An 18594-nucleotide genomic window follows, 5' to 3' on the forward strand; every position below is an offset into this window, starting at 1 on the left:
AATGCCCCATTTGCATTTCATGGACGCGGTATGACGATCTATTTTCGCCCTTTGCCCCAATCCGGGATTTTGCGTCCAAGGGATGCCTTACCTTTGGCGGGTGGACCGCTTTGGTTTACCGACCTTGTGGCGCTGCGCCGGGATGCTGTGCCTGAGATCATCCCGGCGAAAGCCGCGCCAGACACGGTGCTGGAGCGCCTGACCACCCCGCGCGCGGCCATTGCGGGCTGCGACATGGGGCGCGTGACCCTGATGGGCATTCTTAATGTCACCCCCGACAGCTTTTCCGACGGGGGCCGGTACCACGCGCCAGAGGCGGCCGTGGCACAAGCCCGCGCGCTTGCCGCGGACGGTGCCGGTATCATCGACATTGGCGGTGAAAGCACCCGCCCCGGCGCTGCCCCCGTCCCGATCGACGAAGAGATTGCACGGATCGAGGCCCCAATTGCAGCGGTGTCGGCGCTTTTGGATGTGCCGATCTCGATCGACACGCGCAAAGCCGCCGTGGCCCAAGCCGCATTGACTGCGGGTGCTGCGTTGGTCAATGACGTGTCCGGCTTTACCTATGATGCGGCGCTGGCGCCGCTGTGTGCGGCGCAGCAGGTGCCCATTTGCATCATGCATGCGCAGGGCGATCCGCAGACCATGCAGGACGCCCCGACCTATTCGGATGTGCGGCTTGATGTGTTCGATTTCCTGGCGTCACGGGTTGAGGCGCTGGTTGCGCTGGGGGTGCCGCGCGGGCAAATCCTTGTCGATCCGGGCATCGGGTTTGGCAAGACGCTAGAGCACAATCTGATGCTTTTGCGCGATATTTCCCTGTTTCACGGGCTGGGCTGTCCGATATTGCTGGGCGCATCCCGCAAAAGGTTCATTGGCACGATTTCACAGGCTGACGCGGCGGACACACGTGTTATGGGATCGGTTTCGGTGGCCTTGCATGGCGCGGCGCAGGGCGTACAAGTTTTGCGTGTGCACGATGTCAAGGAAACGCGACAGGCTTTGGCGCTTTGGCGGGCAATCGAATGGGGAATTGAAGATGGTGCTTAAGCTATTCGGAACCGACGGAGTGCGCGGCACGGCCAACACCTTTCCAATGACCGCCGATATGGCGCTTCGGATCGGGGCCGCCGTTGGGCGACATTTCCGACAGGACTCCAAGGGCGTGCACCGTGTCGTGATTGGCAAGGACACGCGACAATCGGGCTATATGTTCGAAAACGCACTGACCGCCGGTCTGACATCGACAGGGATGAACGTGCTGTTGCTGGGCCCTGTGCCGACCCCCGCAGTGGGGTTATTGACGCCGTCGATGCGTGCTGATCTGGGCATCATGATTTCTGCAAGCCACAACCCGGCGGCGGACAACGGGATAAAGTTCTTTGGCCCGGACGGGTTCAAGCTCTCGGATGCGGACGAGGCCGAGATCGAAGCGCTGGTAGACGCCGGTGTGAACCCCACCCACTCTGACAATATTGGCCGCGCAAAGCGGATCGACGATGGCCGGTTCCGCTATCAGGAGCGGGTCAAATCCACCTTCCCAGCAGGCATGCGGCTTGACGGATTAAAGGTCGTCGTCGATTGCGCCAACGGAGCCGCGTACAAGGCCGCGCCCGAGGTACTTTGGGAACTGGGCGCAGATGTGATCACGCTGGGCGTGTCGCCAGACGGAACCAACATCAACCGGGGCTGCGGATCAACGCAACCGCAGCTGGCCAGTGCCGCCGTTGTCGCCCATGGCGCGGATGTGGGCATTTGTCTGGACGGCGATGCCGACCGGGTAATCCTGATCGACGAGACCGGGCAAGTGGCCGATGGCGACCAGATCATGGCGCTGATGGCCGCCCGCTGGGCCGAAGAAGACCGGCTGCGCGACGGAGTGTTGGTGGCAACCGTGATGTCGAACCTTGGTCTTGAGCGGTTCCTGGGCGGGCGCGGTCTGCGGCTGGAACGCACCGGCGTCGGCGACCGCTATGTGGTCGAGGCGATGCGGCGCGGCGGCTGGAACCTTGGTGGCGAACAATCGGGCCATATCGTGATGACGGATTACGCCACCACCGGCGATGGGTTGATGGCTGGGTTGCAGTTTCTGGCCGAGATGTGCCGCAGCGGAAAACCCGCAAGCGCCTTGGCCCGCAGCTTTGACCCGGTGCCACAACTGCTCAAGAACGTGCGTTATGACCCGTCGGTCGCACCGTTGGAGGCCGTGTCGGTCAAATCCGCGATTGCCGAGGCCGAGGCCCGGCTGAGCGGCAAAGGCCGTTTGTTGATCCGTAAATCCGGTACAGAGCCGTTGATCCGCGTGATGGCGGAATGCGAAGATGAAGGGCTGTTGATCGACGTGGTGGACGGGATTGTCGCCGAGGTCTCGGCATCAGTCTAACGCGGTGGTGTCAGGGAAACACCGCCGACCCGATTGCCCCGTCAAGCGCGCCCATAGCCGCTGGCGGGCGGACGCTTGGGTTTTGATGGTATCATACCACTGGCTGTGGAACCGCATGTGGTCTTCCGCACGCATCATCCAGCCAGCCCCGCATTAGCCCTTGGGTGGCGTCCTGAACGACACCGCTTTGATGCGTGACCAGATCACCGACCGTGATGCCGTCAAAGCCGGGCACATAGCCAGAGACCGCGTCGGTCCAGGTCAATCTGCCCTGCGTGACAAGTTCCAAGGCACATGTGGCGGTGATCGCCTTGGCAAGGCTGGCAAATTCGACGGGCGTATCAGCAGACAGGCCCATCTCTGTCACTGAAACACTGTCATCGGGGGCCTGAACAACCAAAACGCCCTTCGCATTCTGATCCGTCATCCAAGCCTGTACCGACGCAGTGATATCGTCGGCGGTTTGCGCGGCGGCGCTGCCTGCCAGTAACAGCAAGGTGGCGACGCCGCGCCAGATCATGACGCGTGGGCCTTGCCGTAGATGGCTGCGACCTTGGCGATGGCCTGTTCGGGCGGCAGTTCCTCGCTTTCGCCAGTGCGGCGCGAGGTAAGTTCGACAACCCCGTTCTTGAGCCCGCGTGGACCAACGGTGATGCGCCATGGCAGGCCGATCAGGTCCATCGTGGCGAATTTGCCACCTGCCCGTTCATTGCGGTCGTCATAAAGCGGATCAAGCCCAATGGCGGTCAGGCTGGCATAAAGCGCGTCGCAGGCCGCGTCGGCCTCGGCGTCGCCCTGCTTGAGGTTGACGATCCCGCAATGGAACGGCGTCACGCCTTCGGGCCAGATGATGCCGTTGTCGTCATGACTGGCTTCGATGATCGCGCCCAAAAGACGGCTGACGCCGATGCCGTGTGACCCCATATGCACCGGCACGCGGTTGCCGTCTGCATCGGCGACCTTGGCTCCCATCGCGTCGGAATACTTGGTGCCAAAGTAGAAGATCTGCCCCACTTCGATGCCCCGCGCGGTACGGCGACGGTCCTCGGGAACCTTGGCGAATTCGGCCTCATCGTGGGTTTCATCGGTGCGGGCATAGCGCGAGGTGAATTCTTCCAGAACGGCCTGACATTGCGCCACGTCGGTATAGTCGATGGCGCGATCGCCAAAGTTCAGATCGGTGATCTGGCTGTCATAGAACACCTCGGATTCGCCAGTTTCGGCCAGCACAAGGAATTCATGCGTATCATCGCCGCCAATCGGGCCGCTGTCGGCACGCATGGGGATCGCTTGCAGGCCCATGCGTTCATAACTGCGCAAATAGCTGACCAGATGGCGATTATAGGCATGCAGCGCGTCTTCCTTGGTCAGGTCAAAGTTATACCCGTCCTTCATCAGGAATTCGCGGCCCCGCATCACACCAAAACGCGGGCGGATCTCGTCGCGGAACTTCCACTGGATGTGATAGAGCGTCAGTGGCAGATCTTTGTAGCTGCCGACGTGAGAGCGGAAAATATCGGTGATCAGCTCTTCATTGGTGGGACCATAGAGCATGTCGCGCCCGTGCCGGTCCTCAATCCGCAGCATTTCGGGGCCGTAGGCATCATAGCGCCCGGATTCTTTCCAAAGGTCCGCCGATTGCAGCGTCGGCATCAACATTGGGATATGGCCCGCGCGGACCTGTTCCTCATGCACGATGTTTTCGATGTTCTTGAGAACCTTATAGCCCAGCGGCAACCAGGAATAGATCCCGGCGCTGGCCTGTTTGATCATCCCGGCACGCAGCATCAGCCGGTGACTGACGATCTGGGCTTCGGACGGGGTTTCTTTGAGAACGGGCAGGAAATAGCGGGACAGACGCATCTGGGACCTCTGATGGGTGGTTTCATTCGTCCTAGCGGGTTGCAACGGTGCGAACAAGAGCGGGGCTGTTTGGAGAGCGCTGCGGTGTGCCGCGCGGGATCGCCCACCCCACGGGTTGTTGTTTGCCACAAATGGCGCAACTCTGGTGCAGATGTTTGCAAAAGGCTGTGCCCATGACCCACTCTCCAATTTCCGCGATGCTGCTTGGCGCGCTGGTTTCTGACGCGGCAAGCCTTGGGCTGCATTGGCTCTATGATGCGGACCGCATCGCCGAGATCGCCGACACACGGGGCAGCGCCGCCTTTACACCGGTCGATAGCGCGCATTTTGACGGGGTGCAGGGGTACTTTGCTCATGGCGCGCGGGCATCCGGCATGTTCACGCAATATGGCGAGGTGTTGTGGCTGGCGATCCAGTCGATGAACGTGCAGGGGGGCGAGTTTGACGTTGCCGCCTATCAGGCCGCCTTTGCCGCGCATTTCGGGCCGGGCGGCGGGTTTTGCGGCTATATCGACCGCCCGACGCGCGGCACTTTGGAAAATATCGCGGCAGGCGTCACCCCTTCGGGCATCGACGACGACCAGAACCCGGCAGTGGCGCGTTTGCCCGCGATTGTCGCGGCGTATCACGGCACGGACGCGCTCACAGACCAAGTACGTGCGGCCATGCAGGTGACAAATGTCAACGAGGTAGCAGACGCCTATAGCGCGGTGTTTACCGACCTGCTGGTGCGGGTTCTGAACGGCGCGCCCGTGGCAGATGCGTTAAAGGCTACCAACGCGCGCGCGGACAGTGCGGTCAAGGCGGCGCTTATGGACGCGCTCACGACGCGGGAGGCCGACAGCACGGTCTATGCCGGGGTGGTCGGACGCGCGTGCCACCTGCCGACTTCGGGCCCGGTCATGGTTCATGTGCTGCGGCACAGCACCAGCTATGCCGACGCGGTCGAGCGCAACATTCGCGCCGGTGGCGACAGCGCCGGGAGGGCGATCCTGATCGGCGCTGTCATGGGTGCTGCGCATGGCATTGCGACGCCAACAGGCGTACCGCTCTCGTGGGTACTACAGCTGCATAACGGGGCCGCCATCTGGGACGGATGTGCAAGGCTGGGATCGGTCTGAGCGTACCGCTCCGGGATACGGTACAGTCGGCAGGTTTTGTATCACCGTGAAACCCCGATGCAGTGACGCATCTGGCGCGGCCCTGCCTCTTGAAACCCTGCACCGGACAGGCGATGTAAGGGGAACGTTATTGAGGCAGATCGCATGGCACTTCCCGCGCGGGATCAATTAAAATACTGGGGCCTTGCGGCGATCGTTTTTTCGGTGGTGCTGTGGTTCCTTGGCGATGTGCTTTTGCCCTTCGTGCTGGGCGGCGCGATTGCCTATTTCCTTGATCCAGTGGCCGACCGTCTGGAACGGATGGGCGCAAGCCGGGTGATGGCCACTGCGATCATCACAGTCGTGGGCTTGGTGGCCTTTGTGCTGTTGCTGCTGTGGGTGATTCCGTCGCTGGTCAATCAGGCACTGGACCTGTTCAACGTGGCCCCGACGCTGTTTGCCAATCTGCGCGATTTCCTCATCGAACGCTTCCCCGACCTGATGGACACCGAAAGCCCGCTGCGGCAATCGCTGGTGTCGATAGGCGAGACGATTCAGGCGCGCGGCGGCGAATTGCTGAACACCGTGCTCAGCTCGGCGGCGGGCATCATCAACATCGTGATGCTGTTTGTGATCGTGCCGGTGGTGGCGGTGTATCTGCTGCTGGACTGGGACAACATGGTCGCGCGTGTCGACGAATTGCTGCCGCGCGATCATGCGCCGATCATTCGCAAACTGGCCGCTGATATTGACCAGACACTGGCCAGCTTCATTCGCGGCATGGGCACGGTCTGCATCATCCTTGGGACCTATTATGCCGTGGCACTTATGGTGATCGGCTTGCAATTTGGCCTGGTCGTCGGGTTCATTGCCGGTCTGGTGACCTTCATCCCCTATCTCGGCGCGTTGATCGGGGGGGCCTTGGCCATTGGTCTGGCACTTTTCCAGTTCTGGGGCGATTGGGTGTCCATCGGCTTGGTCGCGGGTGTGTTTGTGCTGGGTCAGGTGATCGAAGGCAACGTTCTGACCCCCAAGCTGGTGGGATCGTCCGTTGGCCTGCACCCTGTCTGGCTTATCCTTGCGCTGTCGATCTTCGGCACGCTGTTCGGCTTTGTCGGCATGTTGGTGGCAGTGCCGGTGGCCGCATCCATCGGCGTCATCACCCGGTTTGCCGCACAGCAATACCTTCAAAGCCGCCTGTATCGCGGATTGAGTGATCAGGACCGCGAATAAATGGCACTTCAGTTGAAATTCGACATTCCGGCGCGGCCCGCGCTGGGACGCGGGGACTTTTATGTCACCCAAAGCAATGCCGTGGCGCTTGGCCTTGTGGACACCTGGCCGAACTGGCCGAATGGCAAGATGGTGTTGGTGGGGCCGCATGGGTCCGGCAAGACGCATCTGGGCCATGTCTGGTGCAAAGACACCGACGGACGGATGGTTTCGGCGCTGGATATCGGCGCAAGGGATGTGCCGGGGCTGGCGGATACCCCCGTCTGTGTCGAAGACGTTGAACAGATTGCCGGGGTGCCCGAGGGCGAACAGGCGCTGTTTCATCTGCACAATCTTGTGCTGGCCAATGGCCATTCGATGCTGCTCACCGCGACGCGCGCGCCCACCGCATGGGACATCCGCCTGCCCGACCTGTCCAGCCGGATGGAGGGCACCACGGTGGCCAAGATGGCACCCCCCGATGACATCCTGCTGTCAGCAGTTCTGGCCAAGCTGTTCGCAGACCGACAGATCGTGCCGATGGCAGACGTGATCCCCTATCTCGTGCGCTGGATGCCGCGATCCTTCGAGGCCGCAGGCGCAGTGGTGGCCCATTTGGACACCGAAGCGCTTGGCACGCCCAAGGGCGTCACCCGCACACTTGCGCGCACAGCGCTGGCTGATCTTGAATTCCGCGAAGAAACGGCGTCAGACTAGGGGCTTATCCGGATCTTCTCGGGCCGGGTTTGTCATAGAACCGTCACGCGCCATCTTTAAGGGACCCTCATGAACAGCGCCGACTTCCTGAACGCCCCCCGCCCCGACCCCACCGGTTTGCCCGATCTGGACCTCACGGGTCCGGGCCGGTTCTTCAACCGCGAGATGTCATGGCTTGGCTTCAACTGGCGTGTTCTGGAAGAGGCCGAGAACCCACGCGTGCCGCTTTTGGAGCGGCTGCGCTTTGTGTCAATATCGGCGGCCAACCTGGATGAATTCTACACCGTGCGCGTGGCGGGTCTGCGCGAACTGGCGCAGGCCGGCAATGTCACCCCAGCCGCAGACGGGTTGACACCGGCGGAACAACTTGTGCTGATCAACGAAGACGCGCGCAAACTGATGGCCGCACAACAGCGTGTGCTGGCCAACCTGCGGCACCAGATGGAAGCCGAAGGTATTTCGATCCTGACGCGCGATGGCTTGACCGACGCTGACCTTGTCCATCTTGAGGGCGAGTTCCTCAATCAGGTGTTCCCGGTCCTGTCTCCTTTGGCCATTGATCCCGCGCATCCCTTTCCGTTCATCGCCAACAATGGCTACTGCCTCGCGCTTCAGCTTGAGCGGCGCAAGGACCGGACCGGGTTGCAGGCCTTGTTGCCGATCCCCGCACAAGTGGCGCGGTTCGTGGCGCTTCCCTCAGAGAACGGCGCAGATCGGTTTGTCTTTCTCGAAGACCTGCTGCTGTTGCATTTCGACCGGCTGTTTCCCGGCTACAAGCTGCGCGACCATTTCGGGTTCCGGGTGCTGCGCGACAGCGACATTGAGGTCGAGGACGAGGCCGAAGACCTCGTGCGCGAATTCGAGGTGGCACTGAAACGGCGGCGGCGCGGCGAAGTGGTGCGTCTGACCATCACCGCCGGATCGTCCAAGGGCCTGCGCGACACGGTGATGCGCGAATTGCGCGTACGCGACGATGACGTGATCGAACTCACCGGGATGATCGGCGCGGCCGACCTCAAGGAGCTGGTTCTGGACAGCCGCCCTGACCTGCTTTGGCCCAGCTTTACCCCCCGCGTGCCCGAACGGGTGCAGGATTTCGACGGCGATATGTTCGCCGCGATCAAACAAAAAGACATGCTGCTGCACCACCCCTACGAAACATTCGACATGGTGGTGCGGTTTCTGGCGCAGGCCGCGCGTGACCCGGACGTGGTGGCGATCAAGCAAACGCTGTACCGCACGTCGCGCCAATCCCCCATCGTCGCTGCCCTGTGCGAGGCCGCGGAAGATGGCAAATCAGTCACCGCTTTGGTGGAACTCAAGGCGCGGTTCGACGAGGCCGCCAATATCCGACAGTCCCGGCGGCTGGAACGGTCCGGCGCGCATGTGGTCTACGGCTTTCTTGACTGGAAGACGCATGCCAAAATCTCGATCGTGGTGCGCCGCGAAGGTGACCGGCTGGTGACCTATACCCATTACGGGACCGGAAATTACCACCCGATCACAGCGACCATCTACACCGATTTAAGCTTTTTCACCTGCGATGCTGCCTTGGGCCGCGACGCCACAAAGGTGTTCAACTACCTGTCCGGCTATGCCCTGCCCGACGGGTTGGAAAACCTGAGCATTTCGCCACATTCGCTCAAGCCCAAGATGCTTGAGATGATCGCCGCCGAGGCCGCCCATGCCCGTGCAGGCAAACCGGCACATATTTGGCTCAAGATGAATTCGCTGATCGAACCTGACATGATCGACGCGCTGTATGCGGCCAGTCAGGACGGGGTCAAGATCGACTGCGTGATCCGGGGCATTTGCGGCTTGCGCCCCGGTGTCGAGGGCCTCAGCGAGAACATCCGCGTCAAATCCATCGTCGGGCGGTTTCTCGAACATTCGCGCATCATCTGTTTCGGCAACGGGCACGGGCTTCCACACAAGAAATCGCGCGTTTTCATGTCCTCTGCCGATTGGATGGGCCGCAACCTGACGCGCCGTGTCGAAACGCTGGTCGAGATCGAGAACCCCACAGTGAAAGCGCAGATCGTGAGCCAGATCATGGCAGCGAATTTGGCGGATGTGGCGCAAAGCTGGATCATGCAGCCCGACGGCGCATTCGTGCGCACCACATGGGACGACGGGGAATTTGCGTTCAATTGCCACCGTTTTTTCATGGAAAACCCATCGCTGTCAGGGCGCGGATCTGCGGGTGCGTCGGACGTGCCCAAACTGACCCACACCGAGGAATAGCGCCGCAACCCGCGCGTGACGCGCCGTCGCCTTTTGTGTTTTCTTGACCTTGCCACCTTGCTTTGACACGGTGCGCGCACGCATGACCGGGGAATCCCATGGACGGAATTTCTGACGCCGACCACGACCCGATGGGCCTGTTTGGCCGTCCTTTGTTCAACGACCCAAAGGCGCGCGCGCTGTCGCGGGTCGGGGTTATCGACATTGGATCGAACTCGGTCCGTCTGGTCGTGTTCGATGGCGCGGCCCGGTCACCTGCCTATTTTTACAACGAAAAACTGATGTGTGCGCTGGGTGCGGGCATGTCGGAAACCGGGCGGCTCAACCCGCAAGGGCGGGCCCGCGCGCTGCAAGCGCTCAAGCGGTTTCAAGCACTGGCAGAAGGCATGAACCTGCCCCCACTCAGCGTTGTGGCCACCGCCGCAGTGCGTGAGGCCGAAGACGGGTCTGAATTCCGTGAAGACGTGCTGCGCGAAACCGGGCTGCGGATCTGGGTGATCGGCGGCGAGGAAGAGGCGCGGCTGTCGGCGCAGGGCGTCATGCTGGGTTGGCCCGGCAGCTACGGTCTGGTCTGCGATATTGGCGGGTCATCGATGGAGCTTGCCGAAATCTCGGAAGGCCGCGTCGGACGGCGGATCAGCTCGAACCTTGGTCCGCTGAAACTGCGCGATCTGACGGGGGGGCAGAAAGGCCGAGACACTCATATCAAGGATGTGATGGCCAAGCTGGCCGAGCATATGGGGCCACAGCGCGACCGCTTGTTCCTTGTCGGTGGGTCGTGGCGGGCGATTGCCCGGATCGACATGCACCGGCGCGGCTATCCGCTGCACGTGCTGCATGAATACCGGATGACCAAGAAAGCGGTGACCCAAACCGCCAAGTTCATCAAGTCCAGTAACCCCGAAGAGCTGCGTCAGGCCTGCGGCGTGTCCAGCGCGCGGATGGATCTGGTGCCCTACGCTGTCGATGTTCTCAAACGGCTGGTGCAAACGTTCAAACCCAAGGACATCGCCATTTCAAGCTATGGTATCCGCGAGGGGCTGCTTTACGAACAAATGCCGCAAGAACTGCGCGACCGGGATCCGCTGATCGAAGCGTGCCGCTTTGCCGAGGCCAAGGATGCCCGCCTGCCCGGCTTTGGCAAGAAGCTGTTTCGCTTTGTTTTGCCGTTGTTTTCGGCATCCGATCCCGCACGATTGCGGCTCGTGAAAGCGGCGTGCCTCTTGCATGACGTGAGCTGGCGCGCCCACCCGGATTACCGCGCCGAGACCTGTTTCGACAATGCCACACGCGCCAATCTGGGCGGGCTCAAACATTCCGAACGTGTGTTCTTGGGGTTGGCCCTGTTGCACCGCTACAAGAACAAGCGCGAAGGCACGCGTTTTGAAGACCTTGAGGGACTGCTGTCCGAGAAACAAATTCTGGACGCAGAGGTCCTGGGCAAGGCGCTGCGCTTTGGCTCTATGCTTTGGATGTCGGATGCCAGCGCAGATGGAACCGCGCTTGAATGGCGGCCCCGCAAAAAGCTGTTGCGGCTTAAGCTGACAAGGGCGTCGGTGCCACTTTATGGCGAAGTGGCCGAAGCGCGGTTTCAGTCGCTTGCGGCATCGCTAGAGGCCCAAACCGAAGTGCTGATCGGGCGATGATCCGACGCGGCGACGCAAGCAATGGTTTGGAAAATTTTACCAATCGGTAAAATTCAAAGCTCCGGCCCACCCTGTTCGACCACCCGGCGGATCCGTCGAATGGCCAGCCAGACCAAAAGCACCACGGGGATTGTCGCCGCTGCGGTCACAGCGCCTTTGCTGATCCCAAGCATTTCGGCCAGCGGGTAAAGCAAGTATCCGGCAAGCGACACCGCGTAGTAGCTGATGGCGACAACCGACAGGCCCTCGACCGTCTTTTGCAGCCGCAACTGCATATCCGCGCGCTGGTTCATGCTTTCCAAGAGCTGTTGGTTCTGCGCCGATCGCGCCACTTCGACCCGTGTCCGCAACAGATCGCCCGCGCGCACCGCCCGTGCCGCCATGGCCGACAACCGGCTTTCGGCAGATTTCACCGTCCGCATCGCCGGATCGTAGCGGCGGGTCATGAATTCGGCAAAGGTCTGACGGCCTTCAAACCGTTCTTCACGCAGCACCGACACACGCTGTTCGACAATCGCCTCGTAGGCGCCGGTAGCGCCAAAGCGGAACGAGGTCTGGGCAGAGAGCGATTCAAGCTCTGCCGACACCGACAAAAGCGCCTTGAGCCGGTCTTCTTCCTGGCCGTCACCATTGGTCATCGCCGCCATCAGACGCGTGAGTTCATTGTCGATCTCGCCCATGCGCGGACCCATTTCTCGCACGCGGGTGAACCCCAGCATGGACATGGTCTTGTAGGTCTCAATCTCGCACAAACGTTGCACGATCCTCCCTACCCTGCGGCGGCCAATACCGGGACTGACGAAACAGCCAAAGCGCAGATGGCCCGCCGGATCGATGCGAAAATCGCCCGCCACGATGGCGTCATCGTCCAGCACGCGGCTCACAGCGAGGCTTTCCGGCACGAACCAATCCGACAAGTTCTGCGAGATTGCCGCCTCGTCGGGGCGATCTTCGACGCGGATCAAGGCCGAGGTGATGCGCACGCCGGGGGCGGAGGCAAGCCAAGTTTCGGGGAAGACATCCATATCCGCCGGATCGAACGGGCGGTCAGACATCCCGTTTATGAACACGGTATATGTCACAAATTCCGTGTGCTGTTCCCATTTCAGCGTGTGCTGCCCGATCTGACCGGAGAAATGCGTGGCCCCCGGCTGAGGATGCGCTGTGCCGTACCGATCCAACAACGCCTTGAGGTGGTCCAGATCGTGTGTCTTGTCCCGCGCAGCCGCAGCACTGGGTTTCTTCAACGCCAGATAAACCGCGCGACACGGCGCTTCGAGCGACGGAAAGGGCCGCGCATGCAGTTCATTGGATAGCGCATAGCGCAGCGGGTGGTCTTCTATCGGGGCCATGGGTCGATCTTTCGAATTTCGCTCAGACTTAGGCGGGTGATTTTACCAAGTAAAGGAAATTACCAAACTTTTCAGTATTTTACCGGTATCCAACTGTATGCATTTGCGGCTTCGGCGCAGCGCTGTGCACGCCGCCCACAGAACGGGCAGGTCGATAAAACCGGACAGCCGCATGATCTGAAACGGTTTTTGCGGTGGGTCAACGCGCTGTCACGCCATCTGTCGTAAAATTGGGACGGTCTGAGAGGGCAGCATCCATGTGACCCTATCGCAATCAGGAGAAGCGGCCATGAAATTGTTTATAGGATACGCCACCACAGAAGGACAAACCCGAAAAATCGCGCGCCATGTCGCCGACCGCTTGGTTGACATGGGCCATTCGGTCGAGCTTGGCCCGCTGGGTGATCTGGGGCCTTTGGACCTGACGCGCTTTGACGGGGCGATTCTGGCCGGGTCGCTGCATATTGGACATTACCAGAAAGCGCTGTCCGACTTTGCCGACAAACAGGCGGTCAAGCTCAATGACATGCCAACGCTTATGATTTCGGTGTCGCTTGCAGCGGCTGGGCATGATGCAGAAGAGTGGCGCAGCCTTGAGGGTATCCTGTCGGATTTCACCGAAGCAACGGGCTGGACCCCCGGTCAGGTGGCGCAGGTGGCGGGGGCCTATACGCCTTCGCGCTATGACGTCTTTCGCCGCTTTGCGATGCGCCGGATCATCACCATTAAAGACCCCACAGCCGATATGGATTGGGACAAGGAATACACCGATTGGCCCGCGCTTGATGCAACCTTGTCGGAGTGGCTGGCCGGGCCGAAGGCCTGAATGAAAAAGCCCCGCATGTTGTCATGCGGGGCTTTTCTGTTTCGTATGTTGCGCCCGATCAGGTGATCTTGGCCAACAGCGAGTCGAGGCTGGCTTTTGCATCGCCATAGAACATCCGCGTATTGTCCTTGAAGAACAGCGGGTTCTCGATACCGGAATAGCCGGTGCCCTGCCCACGCTTGGACACAAACACCTGTTTTGCCTTCCAGCATTCCAGAACCGGCATACCGGCGATGGGGCTGTTGGGGTCGTCCTGTGCTGCGGGGTTCACGATATCGTTCGAGCCGATGACGATGGCGACATCCGTATCGGGGAAGTCGTCGTTGATCTCGTCCATCTCAAGCACGATGTCGTAAGGCACCTTGGCTTCGGCAAGAAGCACGTTCATGTGGCCCGGCAAACGGCCCGCAACCGGGTGGATCGCAAAGCGGACGTTCTTGCCCTTGGCGCGCAGGCGCTTGGTCAGTTCGGACACGGATTGCTGTGCCTGTGCGACGGCCATTCCGTAGCCTGGGATGATGACGATACTGTCGGCCTCTTCCAGCGCGGCTGCCACGCCGTCTGCGTCGATTGCGATCTGTTCGCCTTCGACGGCCATCTGTTCACCCGCTTTTGCCCCGCCAAAGCCGCCAAGGATGACGCTGACGAACGACCGGTTCATCGCCTTACACATGATGTAGGACAGAATCGCACCGGAGGAGCCAACCAGCGCACCCACAACGATCAACAGGTCATTGCCAAGGCTGAAACCAATCGCAGCCGCCGCCCAGCCAGAATAGCTGTTGAGCATGGAGACCACGACGGGCATGTCCGCGCCGCCGATACCCATGATCAGGTGGTAGCCGATAAAGAGCGCCAAAAGCGCCAGCAGAACCAATGTCCAGCTGCCCGCACCGCCCAGATACATCGCCAGCAGCAAGACAGAGCCCGCAGCTGCGCCAGCATTGAGCAGGTGGCCGCCCGGAAGTTGGTTGGCCCCAGTGTCGACCTTGAAGGGCAGAAGGCTCGATCCGCCCGCCAGCTTGGCATAGGCGATGACAGACCCGGTAAAGGTGACCGCGCCGATCCAGATGCCCAGCACCAGTTCGACCCGCAGGATGCCGATTTCGACCGAGGATTTCTTGGCGATCAGCTGACCAAAGGCGGACAGACTGTCATAGGTTTCCTTGGGCAGACCAATAGCAGTGATGCCGTCATCGCCCACAGCGCCCATGACAAGGCCCTGTGCCTCGTAGATGTTGCCGATGTAGTTGATCATGATGTCAGCGTTGAAACCGACGAACACAGCCGCCAGACCCACAAGCGAGTGCATGATGGCCACAAGTTCGGGCATCTGGGTCATCTCGACCTTGGTGGCCAGTTGATAACCGACGGCTGCACCGCCCGCGATCAGGACCAATGACGCCAGCCACAAGCCAGAGCCGGGGCCGAACATCGTGGCGATCACGGCGACGGCCATGCCCACAATGCCATACCAGACCGCGCGTTTCGCGCTTTCCTGACCCGACAGGCCACCCAGCGACAGAATGAAAAGAATGCCTGCGACCACATAGGCCGCGATGGTGAATGCGTTTTCCATTGCCCCTGCCCCTTACGATTTCTGGAACATGGCGAGCATGCGCCGTGTCACGAGGAAGCCGCCGAAGATGTTGACGGAGGCCATGAAGATGCCAAGCGCGGCAAGGAGCGTGATGAGGATCGAACTGGAGCCAATCTGGATAAGTGCGCCCAGAATGACGATCGACGAAATCGCGTTGGTGACCGCCATAAGCGGCGTGTGCAGCGAATGCGCCACGTTCCAGATGACCTGAAAGCCAATGAACACCGACAGCACGAACACGATGAAGTGCTGCATGAAGCTGGCGGGCATGCCAGGGATCAAACCGACACCCAGAATAAGCGCGGCACCGACGCCCAGCAGGGTGACCTGCTGCTTGGTCTGCGCCTTGAAGGCGGCCACTTCGTTGGCGCGCTTTTCTTCGGGCGTGAGTTCCTTGACCTTTTCCTTGGGCTTGGCCGCAATGGCGTTCACCTTTGGCGGCGGCGGTGGGAAGGTCACGGCCTTTTCATGCGTGATGGTGGCACCACGGATCACATCGTCTTCCATGTTATGCACGACCTGCCCGTCTTTTTCGGGTGTGAGATCGGTCATCATGTGACGGATGTTGGTGGCGTACAGGTTGGACGATTGTGTGGCCATGCGCGATGGGAAGTCGGTGTAGCCGATGATCGTGACACCGTTTTCGGTGACAATCTTTTCGTCCATCACGGTCAGTTTGCAGTTGCCGCCTTTTTCCGCCGCGAGATCGATGATCACAGAACCGGGCTTCATCGCCTTGACCATGTCTTCGGTCCAAAGCTCGGGCGCTTCGCGGTTCGGGATCAGCGCGGTGGTGATCACGATATCGATGTCGGGGGCGATTTCGCGGAATTTCGCCAATTGCGCTGCGGCGAATTCTGGCGACGACACAGAGGCATAGCCGCCGGTCTTCGCACCGTCTTGCTGTTCTTCCTCAAAGTCGAGGAAGACAAATTCAGCGCCCATGGATTCAACCTGTTCGGCCACTTCAGGGCGCACGTCGAACGCGTAGGTGATCGCGCCAAGCGAGGTTGATGTCCCGATAGCAGCAAGACCCGCCACACCGGCACCAACGACCAGAACCTTGGCCGGGGGCACCTTGCCCGCAGCGGTGATCTGCCCGGTGAAAAAGCGGCCAAAGTTGTTGCCCGCTTCGATGACAGCACGGTAGCCCGCGATATTGGCCATTGAAGACAGCGCGTCCATCTTCTGGGCGCGGGAAATGCGCGGGACCATGTCCATCGCAATGACCGACGTGCCCTGATCAGCCGCCTGCTGCATCAGCTTTTCATTTGCGACCGGATAGAAGAACGAGATCAAAAGCTGACCGTCGCGCGACTTTTTCAGCTCGGCATCGGTGGGTGGGCGCACTTTGGCCACCACATCCGCTGCTTTCCAAAGGGCAGCGGCGGTTTTGACAACCTCAACACCGGCCTCTTTATACGTGGCATCATTGTAGCCTGCTGCGTCACCTGCACCGGTTTCGATGATGCAGTCATACCCCAGCTTTTGCAGCTGGCGGGCGGAATCCGGGGTCATGGCAACGCGTGCCTCACCCTTCATCACTTCCTTTGGCGTCCCGATTTTCACCTGAGCCGTCCCCCTTTTCTTCGTTCCGAAGTGCCGTAGCGGCATGTTTGCGGCGATGGGTCTACAATGCTGACCTAAAACGCACAATGCTCCTCCACCGCGAAACGTTCGTCTAGAACAGATGGCTGCGGACGGCTAGAGCCAACGTCGCGTTTGTTTCTCGTATCGTGCAAAATCCGCACGAAAATTTCGCCGCAGACGTTTTTCTTCCGACAGAATGAAGTGTTTTTCGATCCACCAGACAAAGACCGGGATCAATGGGAGCGATAACACAGCGTCCCAATAGAGGATCATCCCGATCAGGATCAGCGAATCAGCCAAATAGATGGGATTGCGTGACCGTTTGAATATGCCGCTGGTCACAAGCGCGTCCGGCGTCTCGTGTGGCATGATCGTGGTGCGATGCCGATGCATTTCATAGACAGCCAGCGCAATCAGCACCAGCCCCCCGCCAACAAGCAACCCGCCCAAAAGGTCAGCCCAGACCGGGCCAAAGCTGAGGCCGAAATCAAAGGATGTCTTTTGCCACCACGCAACAACAAGCGCTGCACAAAGCCAGACTGGCGGTATGTCGATATATTTCATCATGCGCCGGACATATCAAAGCCAAGCGCTGTGCGCGAGGTGGATCAGATGGACAAAAGGCCGCCCACCGGGGCGACCCGAGCCTCACATCTTGACGCAGCCCAGGATCTCGTTTTTGGGGATGCGCGCAACCATCACGCCGCCATCAATGCGTTTGACGTGAAATCCGTATCCACGCATGCGGAATTTCCATTCCGCCTCTGACAGCACCTTTTGGCGCTCGGATACAAGAAAATGGCGCAGTTCGCCAAGGTCGGGGCTAGAAAAAGCTTCAGTAAACATGGGTGTCTCCTCGTACATTACCTGCCCTATTTGTCGCGTCAGATTGTGTTCAATTTTGGAACCAATCCCGGTTTTTTGCGGAAACCGAAACAATGGCGGTGGGAGGAAGAAATTAACCGATACAAGTGACAGCGACGTCACCTCAACCCTTTGTTTCATTGACTGTCGGCGTTCTGTGCACCTTGCGCAGAACCGCCTCGCGCCACGTAATGAAAATCACCGATGCCATGATTACGACACCTCCGAGGATCACCCAAGGGTCGACGGGTTCGGCGAAGAACAGCACGCCCAGAAGAACCGACCACATCAGTTGCAAGAACGTCACGGGCTGAGTCACCGTCACAGGTGCTGCGGCAAAGGCCAGCGTCATGGTGTAATGCCCAGCCGTCGCAAAGCAGGCCACAGCCGCCAGCACGACCAGATCGGCAAAGCTTGGTGTGACCCAGACCGCCAGCGCAAAGGGTGCCAATCCGATGGTCACCGTGATCGACAAGAGAGCAACGACAACGCTGGCGCGCAATTCACCGGACATAATCTTGGCGATCAGGTAGCTGCCCGCAAAGAACAGCGCCGTACCCAGCATGGCGATATGGCCGGGATCAAGCTCGCGGAAACCAGGACGCAGGATGATCAGCGCACCTACCAATGCAGCCGCCACCGCCAGCGCCCGACGCAGGGCAAGAGTTTCGCCCAACACAAACACCGCAAGAATCGTGACATAGACCGGGTTGAGATAATTCATCGCGGTCACTTCGGCGATGGGAATGCGGGTCATGGCGTAAAACCACAAGATCACCCCCAGCGAATGTACCACGCCGCGCAGGGCAAACAGCTTTTTCTGACGTCCAGTGAGGCGCACCGCCACCAATTCCCGCCAGACCGGGATCAGGAACACCAATCCGATCACATAGCGCAGAAACGCCGATTGCGCCGCTGGGATACGTTCGCCCAAAGTCTTGACAAGGGCTGTCACCGCGACAAAGCACAACCCTGTTGCAATCATCCACAGGATGCCTTTGACAGGGTTGTTCGCGGCGGTGTTCGGGGGTGATGTGGTCATATCCGCACTGGACCCAAAGGTGCGGGAAAGTGCAAGAGGCCCCGTCCGTTTCCTGTGCTTCGCCCCGCCGTTCTTGGGCATGACGCAAGCAAGTCTCTGGACCATCATCCTCGGGCGCGACCCGAGGAACGCATGGTCCAAAGGCCTTCGGGTTG

At 60.3% G+C, this 18594-nt stretch carries 16 protein-coding genes; 8 read left to right on the plus strand and 8 right to left on the minus strand.

The annotated features are described in order from the left end of the window. Positions 1–30 precede the first annotated feature (30 nt). Both folP and glmM read left to right on the plus strand, forming a co-directional pair. A complete protein-coding gene (gene folP / locus ACSHXH_RS08535) occupies positions 31–1050 on the plus strand; it encodes a dihydropteroate synthase (protein WP_435671364.1) in 1020 nt (339 codons plus the stop codon). After that, positions 1040–2383 (plus strand): phosphoglucosamine mutase, encoded by a 1344-nt coding sequence (gene glmM, locus ACSHXH_RS08540; protein ID WP_435671365.1) that lies wholly within the window; start codon positions 1040–1042, stop codon positions 2381–2383. The genes folP and glmM overlap by 11 nt, the downstream gene beginning before the upstream one ends. 91 nt (positions 2384–2474) lie before the next feature. Here the strand turns inward: glmM and ACSHXH_RS08545 are convergent, their stop codons facing one another. After that, positions 2475–2903, minus strand: a complete 429-nt coding sequence (locus tag ACSHXH_RS08545; RefSeq protein WP_435671366.1) for a serine hydrolase — start codon at positions 2901–2903, stop codon at positions 2475–2477. After that, a complete protein-coding gene (proS, locus tag ACSHXH_RS08550; protein WP_435671367.1) occupies positions 2900–4246 on the minus strand; it encodes a proline--tRNA ligase in 1347 nt (448 codons plus the stop codon). The genes ACSHXH_RS08545 and proS overlap by 4 nt, the downstream gene beginning before the upstream one ends. Positions 4247–4419: 173 nt before the next feature. Here proS and ACSHXH_RS08555 point away from each other — a divergent pair, with 173 nt between their 5' ends. The 5 genes from ACSHXH_RS08555 (at position 4420) to ACSHXH_RS08575 (ending at position 11165) form a co-directional block, all read left to right on the plus strand. Further along, positions 4420–5367, plus strand: coding sequence for an ADP-ribosylglycohydrolase family protein (locus tag ACSHXH_RS08555; protein WP_435671368.1), 948 nt, complete (start codon positions 4420–4422; stop codon positions 5365–5367). A gap of 144 nt (positions 5368–5511) precedes the next feature. Further along, on the plus strand, positions 5512–6579 hold the full coding sequence (locus tag ACSHXH_RS08560) for an AI-2E family transporter (RefSeq protein ID WP_435671369.1): 1068 nt from the start codon (positions 5512–5514) through the stop codon (positions 6577–6579). After that, positions 6580–7275 (plus strand): chromosomal replication initiator DnaA, encoded by a 696-nt coding sequence (locus tag ACSHXH_RS08565; protein ID WP_435671370.1) that lies wholly within the window; start codon positions 6580–6582, stop codon positions 7273–7275. It abuts the gene before it with no gap. 69 nt (positions 7276–7344) lie between these two features. After that, entirely contained in the window at positions 7345–9519 is a 2175-nt protein-coding gene (locus tag ACSHXH_RS08570) for an RNA degradosome polyphosphate kinase (RefSeq protein ID WP_435671371.1), read from the plus strand. A gap of 98 nt (positions 9520–9617) precedes the next feature. Then, positions 9618–11165: a Ppx/GppA family phosphatase gene (locus ACSHXH_RS08575; protein ID WP_435671372.1), complete on the plus strand. Its 1548-nt coding sequence runs from the start codon at positions 9618–9620 to the stop codon at positions 11163–11165. Between the two features lie 53 nt (positions 11166–11218). On the opposite strand, the gene ACSHXH_RS08580 is transcribed toward ACSHXH_RS08575, so the two are convergent. Further along, positions 11219–12517: a DUF3422 family protein gene (locus ACSHXH_RS08580; RefSeq protein ID WP_435671373.1), complete on the minus strand. Its 1299-nt coding sequence runs from the start codon at positions 12515–12517 to the stop codon at positions 11219–11221. Between the two features lie 289 nt (positions 12518–12806). Here ACSHXH_RS08580 and ACSHXH_RS08585 point away from each other — a divergent pair, with 289 nt between their 5' ends. Further along, a complete protein-coding gene (locus tag ACSHXH_RS08585) occupies positions 12807–13343 on the plus strand; it encodes a flavodoxin domain-containing protein (RefSeq protein ID WP_435671374.1) in 537 nt (178 codons plus the stop codon). 58 nt (positions 13344–13401) lie between these two features. Here the strand turns inward: ACSHXH_RS08585 and ACSHXH_RS08590 are convergent, their stop codons facing one another. From ACSHXH_RS08590 to ACSHXH_RS08610, 5 genes are all read right to left on the minus strand, one after another. After that, a complete protein-coding gene (locus ACSHXH_RS08590) occupies positions 13402–14922 on the minus strand; it encodes an NAD(P)(+) transhydrogenase (Re/Si-specific) subunit beta (protein WP_435671375.1) in 1521 nt (506 codons plus the stop codon). Positions 14923–14934: 12 nt separating this feature from the next. Next, entirely contained in the window at positions 14935–16512 is a 1578-nt protein-coding gene (locus ACSHXH_RS08595; RefSeq protein ID WP_435671376.1) for a Re/Si-specific NAD(P)(+) transhydrogenase subunit alpha, read from the minus strand. A gap of 135 nt (positions 16513–16647) precedes the next feature. Next, complete coding sequence (locus ACSHXH_RS08600) at positions 16648–17100, minus strand: methyltransferase family protein (protein ID WP_435671377.1); 453 nt, start codon at positions 17098–17100, stop codon at positions 16648–16650. A gap of 81 nt (positions 17101–17181) precedes the next feature. Continuing rightward, positions 17182–17538 (minus strand): hypothetical protein, encoded by a 357-nt coding sequence (locus tag ACSHXH_RS08605; RefSeq protein WP_435671378.1) that lies wholly within the window; start codon positions 17536–17538, stop codon positions 17182–17184. Then, positions 17522–18439, minus strand: coding sequence for a DMT family transporter (locus tag ACSHXH_RS08610; RefSeq protein WP_435671379.1), 918 nt, complete (start codon positions 18437–18439; stop codon positions 17522–17524). The genes ACSHXH_RS08605 and ACSHXH_RS08610 overlap by 17 nt, the downstream gene beginning before the upstream one ends. Positions 18440–18594: the final 155 nt, after the last annotated feature.

It is taken from the genome of Marivita sp. (assembly GCF_051251565.1).
Classification (GTDB): Bacteria; Pseudomonadota; Alphaproteobacteria; order Rhodobacterales; family Rhodobacteraceae; genus Marivita.

Bases quoted from the DNA above. Each gene is read 5' to 3' on its own strand.
- folP (WP_435671364.1), top strand. From the start codon at position 31: ATGACGATCTATTTTCGCCCTTTGCCCCAATCCGGGATTTTGCGTCCA.
- glmM (WP_435671365.1), top strand. From the start codon at position 1,040: ATGGTGCTTAAGCTATTCGGAACCGACGGAGTGCGCGGCACGGCCAAC.
- ACSHXH_RS08545 (WP_435671366.1), bottom strand. From the start codon at position 2,903: ATGATCTGGCGCGGCGTCGCCACCTTGCTGTTACTGGCAGGCAGCGCC.
- proS (WP_435671367.1), bottom strand. From the start codon at position 4,246: ATGCGTCTGTCCCGCTATTTCCTGCCCGTTCTCAAAGAAACCCCGTCC.
- ACSHXH_RS08555 (WP_435671368.1), top strand. From the start codon at position 4,420: ATGACCCACTCTCCAATTTCCGCGATGCTGCTTGGCGCGCTGGTTTCT.
- ACSHXH_RS08560 (WP_435671369.1), top strand. From the start codon at position 5,512: ATGGCACTTCCCGCGCGGGATCAATTAAAATACTGGGGCCTTGCGGCG.
- ACSHXH_RS08565 (WP_435671370.1), top strand. From the start codon at position 6,580: ATGGCACTTCAGTTGAAATTCGACATTCCGGCGCGGCCCGCGCTGGGA.
- ACSHXH_RS08570 (WP_435671371.1), top strand. From the start codon at position 7,345: ATGAACAGCGCCGACTTCCTGAACGCCCCCCGCCCCGACCCCACCGGT.
- ACSHXH_RS08575 (WP_435671372.1), top strand. From the start codon at position 9,618: ATGGACGGAATTTCTGACGCCGACCACGACCCGATGGGCCTGTTTGGC.
- ACSHXH_RS08580 (WP_435671373.1), bottom strand. From the start codon at position 12,517: ATGGCCCCGATAGAAGACCACCCGCTGCGCTATGCGCTATCCAATGAA.
- ACSHXH_RS08585 (WP_435671374.1), top strand. From the start codon at position 12,807: ATGAAATTGTTTATAGGATACGCCACCACAGAAGGACAAACCCGAAAA.
- ACSHXH_RS08590 (WP_435671375.1), bottom strand. From the start codon at position 14,922: ATGGAAAACGCATTCACCATCGCGGCCTATGTGGTCGCAGGCATTCTT.
- ACSHXH_RS08600 (WP_435671377.1), bottom strand. From the start codon at position 17,100: ATGATGAAATATATCGACATACCGCCAGTCTGGCTTTGTGCAGCGCTT.
- ACSHXH_RS08605 (WP_435671378.1), bottom strand. From the start codon at position 17,538: ATGAAACAAAGGGTTGAGGTGACGTCGCTGTCACTTGTATCGGTTAAT.
- ACSHXH_RS08610 (WP_435671379.1), bottom strand. From the start codon at position 18,439: ATGACCACATCACCCCCGAACACCGCCGCGAACAACCCTGTCAAAGGC.